Annotated in this window: 7 protein-coding genes; 1 reads left to right on the top strand and 6 read right to left on the bottom strand. The window is 42.9% G+C overall.

Annotation, left to right across the window (positions count from 1 at the left end; all coding sequences use genetic code 11):
- Positions 1-32: 32 nt before the first annotated feature.
- Positions 33-332 carry a hypothetical protein gene (locus C7B70_RS10235; RefSeq protein WP_106368941.1) on the bottom strand — a complete coding sequence of 100 codons (300 nt, stop codon included), beginning with the start codon at positions 330-332 and terminating at the stop codon, positions 33-35.
- Positions 333-342: 10 nt separating this feature from the next.
- Here C7B70_RS10235 and C7B70_RS26310 point away from each other — a divergent pair, with 10 nt between their 5' ends.
- A complete protein-coding gene (locus tag C7B70_RS26310) occupies positions 343-486 on the top strand; it encodes a hypothetical protein (protein ID WP_158260480.1) in 144 nt (47 codons plus the stop codon).
- On the opposite strand, the gene C7B70_RS10230 is transcribed toward C7B70_RS26310, so the two are convergent.
- The 5 genes from C7B70_RS10230 to C7B70_RS10210 all read right to left on the bottom strand — a co-directional run bounded on the left by C7B70_RS10230 (position 483) and on the right by C7B70_RS10210 (position 6,461).
- A complete protein-coding gene (locus C7B70_RS10230; RefSeq protein WP_106368949.1) occupies positions 483-2,291 on the bottom strand; it encodes a proline--tRNA ligase in 1,809 nt (602 codons plus the stop codon). The two genes, C7B70_RS26310 and C7B70_RS10230, sit on opposite strands and share 4 nt — an antisense overlap.
- Before the next feature lie 105 nt (positions 2,292-2,396).
- A complete protein-coding gene (ftsY, locus tag C7B70_RS10225; protein ID WP_106368940.1) occupies positions 2,397-3,992 on the bottom strand; it encodes a signal recognition particle-docking protein FtsY in 1,596 nt (531 codons plus the stop codon).
- A 45-nt stretch (positions 3,993-4,037) separates the two neighbouring features.
- On the bottom strand, positions 4,038-4,679 hold the full coding sequence (gene nusB / locus C7B70_RS10220; RefSeq protein ID WP_106368939.1) for a transcription antitermination factor NusB: 642 nt from the start codon (positions 4,677-4,679) through the stop codon (positions 4,038-4,040).
- 38 nt (positions 4,680-4,717) lie between these two features.
- Positions 4,718-5,410 carry a DUF502 domain-containing protein gene (locus tag C7B70_RS10215; protein WP_199192172.1) on the bottom strand — a complete coding sequence of 231 codons (693 nt, stop codon included), beginning with the start codon at positions 5,408-5,410 and terminating at the stop codon, positions 4,718-4,720.
- Between the two features lie 196 nt (positions 5,411-5,606).
- Positions 5,607-6,461: an HpsJ family protein gene (locus C7B70_RS10210; RefSeq protein ID WP_106368937.1), complete on the bottom strand. Its 855-nt coding sequence runs from the start codon at positions 6,459-6,461 to the stop codon at positions 5,607-5,609.
- Positions 6,462-6,465 lie beyond the last annotated feature (4 nt).

The following is a 6,465-nucleotide window of genomic DNA, read 5'->3' as shown; positions in this document are numbered from 1 at the left end:
AGTCTTGGCTGGGTTAGTTATGTACGGACTGATTACCGTGATTCACTAACCAACGAATCGCACTTTAATTGTTCTTGTGCGATCGCTAACTTTAAAATTTTAGATTGAATGCCGTAAGCTTCTAAATTGGCGAGAAAGATTTGTTTATTGAGGTTTATAGCGATTGCATCAACAATCTCTTGGGGTATTTTCTCCTGGTTTACGTATACTATAGGGTCAACAATTTGGATTTGTCGCCCAGCAATAATATTTAGTCCCATCTCTACTTTAATCGCTAAGGGCGGGGCGTTTGCCTCAGTTAGCTCTAGTTGTAATCGCAGAAGATTGGGCAAAAATTCTACTTTGGCAAATTGCGAAGCCCGTTACTGGGTGCGCTTGCGCGATCGCACAGTATTACTTGTCACCTTTTCGGCAACTAAGCCTGTAGGCGAAACTAAACCAAATAAGCTAGATATAAAAATTACCAGAAATTGCATGACATCTTAAGCAATCAGGGCGGCTTTAATCCACTGACTCAATGTAGAGACAACTTCATCAATGGGGATTTCTTGAGATTGGCGGCTTTTTCTTTCCACTACTTCTACTTTATTTTCCTTCAAACTGCGCCCGGTAACGATTCTGTAGGGTATACCAATTAGATCGGCATCTTTAAACTTAACTCCTGCCCGTTCGTTACGATCATCTAATAAAGTTTCAATTCCTGCGGCGTTTAATTGAGTGTAGAGTTTTTCTGCTGTTTCTACTTGCTGGGTGTCGCTAATATTAGGAATACAGATAATGACGTGATAAGGCGCGATCGCAACTGACCAAATAATGCCATCTTTATCGTAAGATTGCTCTACCGCCGACTGTGCTAGGCGTGACACCCCCACACCATAACAACCCATCACTAAAGGCAATTCCTCCCCTTGTTCGTTTGTATAGGTAGCTCCCAAGGCTTGCGAGTATTTCGTCCCTAGTTGAAAAATATGCCCAACTTCAATGCCTCTAGCACTTTGTAAGGTTTGGGTAGAATTGTGGGTTGAGAAGTCGCCTGCTCTTGCTTTTTGTAAATCTATAGCTTGTAATGGTTTAGGGAGTTGTTGCCCCCAAGAAGCGCCGACTACGTGGTAATTAGATTCGTTTGCGCCAGTAACAAAGTTTTGCAGTGAGGCGGCGGTTTCATCGACTAGGCGTAAAAATTTGGGGTGAATAGTGCGATCGCTCTTTATATAATCGTCGCTAATATCCGGCGCAATGTAACCCAAAGGTAAAGATTTAGCTGCCCATTTCTTTTGTGCTTCTATATCTGGAACAGTTAAAGCCAGGAGGTTTTTAGCGCTGTATTGCCCAGCTAGACTTGTTAAATGGTTTTGCAGCTTAACTTCATTAATATCTCTGTCGCCACGAATACTAACTAAAACTAAAACTGTCGTGCCATTGTCATAAACTGCCTGATAAAGGACATTTTTAACTAAGGTTGTCGGCGAACAATTGAGCAGCTTGCAGACTTTTTCTATTGTGTCTGTACCTGTAGTTTCGCGCTTTTCGTAAGTTGTAAAGGGTGAATTTGAAGCAGATGGAGGCAAAGATACAGCTTTTTCAACGTTAGCTGCGTATTCTCCATCTTCGGTATAAAGTACCTCGTCTTCGCCAGCTTCCGCTAACACCATAAATTCTTGCGAACCTGAACCGCCAATTGCCCCAGAATCGGCTTGTACGGCTCGAAATGCCAAACCCGAACGACGCAGTATATTACTATACGCCTGGTGCATATCATCGTAAGTTTTTTTCAGGCTTTCGGTATCAGTATGAAAAGAGTAGCCATCTTTCATAATAAATTCTCGTCCGCGCATCAAGCCAAAGCGGGGGCGAATTTCATCTCTAAACTTAGTTTGAATTTGGTAGAGATGTACGGGCAATTGACGGTAAGAGCGGATTGTTTCACGGGCGACAGTGGTAATTACTTCTTCATGGGTGGGCCCTAAGCCTAATTCCCGATCTTGGCGATCGGTCAACGAAAACATAATTTCTTCGGCTTTAGTATAAGTATCCCAGCGCCCAGATTCGCGCCACAATTCCGCAGGTTGTATTTGAGGTAACAAGCATTCTTGCGCTCCTGTTGCGTTCATTTCTTCGCGCACGATCGCCGAGACTTTTTGCAATACGCGCCACATTAAAGGCAAATAAGCATAGATACCGCTACCAATGCGACGAATATAACCCGCTCTTAGTAATAATTTGTGACTGGGAATCTCTGCCTCTGTGGGGTCTTCCCGCAAAGTAACAAATAACATTTTTGAAAGTCGCATTGCTCGTAACCTATCTGTAACTGTTTGGCGATAGCGCAAGCGCGCACGCAGGGCTTCGCAATTTTTAGTTTAGAGCATCACTGGACGCAGAAAATTAAGGGATTTCTAACTACTGAGTAATGCTTCCACAAATTCGTAACTAGAAAAGGGTCGCAAATCTTCTATTCCTTCCCCCGCACCTATAAACCGAATTGGTAAACCAAGCTGCTGTACTACAGCTATGGCAATTCCACCTTTTGCCGTTCCATCGAGTTTAGTTAAAACTACCCCGCTTAACTGTGCTGCTTCCGCGAAAACTTCTGCTTGTCTTAGTCCATTTTGACCGAGAGTAGAATCTAAAACTAAGAGCGATTCAACCTTAGCATCGGGGGCTTTTTTATCGACAATGCGGCGAATTTTACTTAGTTCATCCATCAAGTTTTTCTTATTTTGCAAGCGTCCCGCCGTGTCAACTAGCAATAATTCTATAGAGCGAGATTGAGCGGCGGCGATCGCATCAAATACTACGGCGGCGGGGTCGGTATTTTGTCCAGGATTGGCGATTACTTCTGTTCCACTTCTTGCGCCCCAAATTTTCACCTGTTCCACCGCCGCCGCTCGAAAGGTATCCGCCGCGCCAATCAAGCATTTGTAGCCAGATTTTTGGGAAATATGAGCGAGTTTGCCAATAGTTGTAGTTTTACCTGCGCCATTAACCCCCGTCATTAACCAAATATTTAAGGTGTCTTTTTCAGGTATAAAGGTGCGGGAATATTTTTCAAAAGGGCGATCGAGCATATCGCGGAGAATTTGTTTAAGATAGGCGATCGCTTCGTCGGCAGGTAAAGCTTCTTGTTTTAGTCGCTCTTGCAGGGCATTAATAATGTAATCGGTAGCTTGTACCCCCACATCGGCTTGCAATAGTAAGGTTTCTATTTCGGTTACAGCCGCTTGATTAAGGGGCCCTTGACCAACAATTGCTTTAAGTTGATTAACTATACTGCGGCGGGTTTTATCTAAGCCTTGCCGGAGTTTTTTGAGCCAGGTAATTTCTTCTAAAGATACATCTTCAGGAAGGCGACCTTGAGCCGCTAAGATTTCCGATGACCACAAAAACCCTTCATCAAAGGCAACTAATAATTCTTCTTTAGGTTGAATTTGTGGCGATACTTCCGGTTCAACTTCTTCAATGGCCGTAGCTTTAAGCCTTTCTATTCTTGCTAGTCTGTCGGCTTCAGTTTGCGCCCAAAATGGTAGGGGGGTTGTTTCTTCCTTAGCTGCTATTTTTATCTCTTGGGGAGCAATTAGCGTTTCTGCCTCTGGTTCGTCAATTTGGGGAATAATTGTTTCTGAATCTGGTTCATCCGCTTTGATTTCTTCAGTAACTAGCGTTTCTGAATCTGGTTCGTCCGCTATAGGTTCTGAATCTGGTTCGTCTACTGGCGAAACTAGAGTTGCTGGCTCTACTTCTACTGTAGATTCCTCTGTAATAACATCTTCTTGTAAGGTGGCTGATTTGCTGTCAACTTCAACGCTTTCTTGTTGCTGTTGTTGAATATTTTGGTAAGCCGCTTTAGCCCATTTTAAGTATTCCGCCGCAACGTCTTCCTCAGAAGCTGTGGGCGTTTCTGGTTCTACCTCCGCCAGAGTAACATCAGGTTCTTCTTCTGGGGTAGGAGTATCTTTATCGTTAAATTGACGGCGGAACCAATTAAAAACCATTTTTACTTAAATTGGGGAGGTACGGTCGAAGGAATCTAGAACAGATTAAGAAGCTGGAGCGGTGGGAGCTTTTAGTTGCTCTGTGACGCGGCGCATTACACCATTAATAAACTTATGTCCTTCATCGCTGCTGTAGCGTTTAGCAAGTTCTACCGCTTCGTTGATGGCAATGCGATCGGGTATACCTAAAAATAAGATTTCGGAAATCGCAATTCTGAGAATATCGCGGTCAATTTTGGCTAACCGATGTACTTGCCAATCTACTAAAGCTGCCCCTAATATTTCATCTACTTGCTTGACTTTGGCGCTAACTGTTCCCACAACACTAATGGTATAACTGCGGACTTCTTGTTGGTTTGCAAGTTGGATCCACTCTGGCATTTCTAAGGCTACACCCAAGCGATTAATCGCACTTTGGGTAACTTCCACTGCTTCGTTCACCATCACCCGTGCTGATTCTACATCGGCGGCGCGAATTTCGCTGCTAAGTAAGCGATCACTACTGCGTTGTAATTCTGAGGAGGCTGTTGTTAGCGCGTCTTGGGCTTCGGTAGTAAGCGTGCGGATGGCGGCTAGGAGTAAATCTGATATTTCTTGATTTTCTAACTGCTCTAGTGATTGTGTGCGTTGGCTCAAGCTCAATAGCGCGAGTTCCCTGGCAATTCGGCGAGGTGTTTGGGTTTGCATAGCAATTATCGGAAAGGATTTTTATGAAAGGGCGATGTCTATAAAATTGTTTCTGTGTGGGGTACTTCGAGTTTTAGCTCGTTTTCGGGTAAGGAATTTATTAGGGTGTTGGGGGCGACAATCCCGCCGGAAATTACTACTTTAAAAGCATCTTCAATCGACATGGATAAATTGATTACTTCGTCTTCGGGAACTACTGCATACCATCCGGTCGTTGGGTTTGGAGTTGTGGGAATAAATACACTTATTACCGGGCGCACCATTTGAGCTTGAATTTCATTACTCATGCTGCCCGTAACAAAAGCGATCGCCCATATTCCTGGTCTGGGGTACTCTACTAAAATCACGCGACGAAATTTGCCGTTAGTGTCTTTAAGTAAGGTTTCAAGTAGTTGCTTTAAAGTTTTATAAACGGCTCCGGCTAAAGGAATCGCCTCTAGTACATCTTCGCCCACGTCTAGCAACCACCGTCCGCCTATGTTGCGCGCCATTAAGCCAATGAGCAAAATACACAATAAAGGTACTGCTAACCCAACTCCCAAGTTTAGCAAAGTTACTAATATTGGGTTCAGGTCGTCAAAGGGATTTATTTGTTTGGGAATCCGCGTGAGAAAGTTTACAACCCAAGTTGCGATCGTAATTGTAAGCCAAATTGTAGTAGCCAGGGGAATTACTACTAATAATCCGGCGATTAAGTCATTTTTTAAATCTTGTTTGAAGCGTTCGAGCACTAATTGCTCACTCTCCTTGAATAATTGCTTTTGAGGTTTTACTGACACGCATTTAAAACCCAACGATTAAATAAAGTCTATGTTCTTAGTTTAAGTCTTAGGGTTATCGCTAAAAATTACTTTTAGTTACATATACTCAGCATATATACACCTTCAGGCTCAAAAATCGTCACAATTATTTTTATTGTAAGTTAAATTAGGTTTCGCTTGGGTTTTGCTGCGATTTCTTGGCGCTAAGTAGACTTCTTAAACCCATCCAGCCAATAAAAATATAAGCAATCGATATCAATAAACTACGGACAGTCATTCTAATACTAGATTGTAAGGATTCTTGTTTTGCTTGATTTATCAACTTTTGCTTTTGCGTTTGGAGTTGAGCGAGTCTTTTACTCCCCAGAGCAACCGGATCGCTTTGCTGGGCTAAAAAGTCCTCTAAAGCATTGGGGTTAGCTTTAAATTGGCGCAGGAGTTTTTTTTCATTTTCGGGAGTGCGATCACTATTGATGGCTTGATTAAACTGTTGTTCGTTTTGCAGTAAAGCTGTAACTTGGGTTTTAAATTTATTTTTGTCAGATTCTAGCTTAGTGCGGACATTGGGATCGCCTAACTGAGCTTGCGCTTGGCTGATTTCGTTTTGCAACTTGGCTTCTTCTTGGGAAGAATTTTCATTGATGCGCTCTACGGCTCTAACGCTTTCGCTATTTACATTATTGATGTGCAAAGGAATCATTACCAAAAACAGCAATCCCAACAAACTAGATAATAATAGCGCCCAAAATTTCAAGCTCAACCACGATGGGGGCTGAGTTAAGGTATTATTATTACTGCGCTCGAACCAGTAGCCTACCATCAAAAAGGCTAGTCCAATTATGGGAGTGATCCCCCGATCTACAGTAGCTGTAGCAAAACCAATTTGCCACAAAGCGTCTCGTTCTCCCGCCGGAAAAGCAAGAATTACAAAGTCTAATAGAAAAGACAAGATTAATACTACCCCCACCAGTTTTAAAGTCTGGGTAATAAAAGGGGATTGAGAATTATTGATAGCTTTCATTGGT

The organism is Chlorogloea sp. CCALA 695 (assembly GCF_003003885.1).
Taxonomy (GTDB): domain Bacteria; phylum Cyanobacteriota; class Cyanobacteriia; order Cyanobacteriales; family Chroococcidiopsidaceae; genus Aliterella.
The sequence above is the reverse complement of the archived record's forward strand: the minus strand, read 5'-3'. Positions and strand labels throughout refer to the sequence as shown.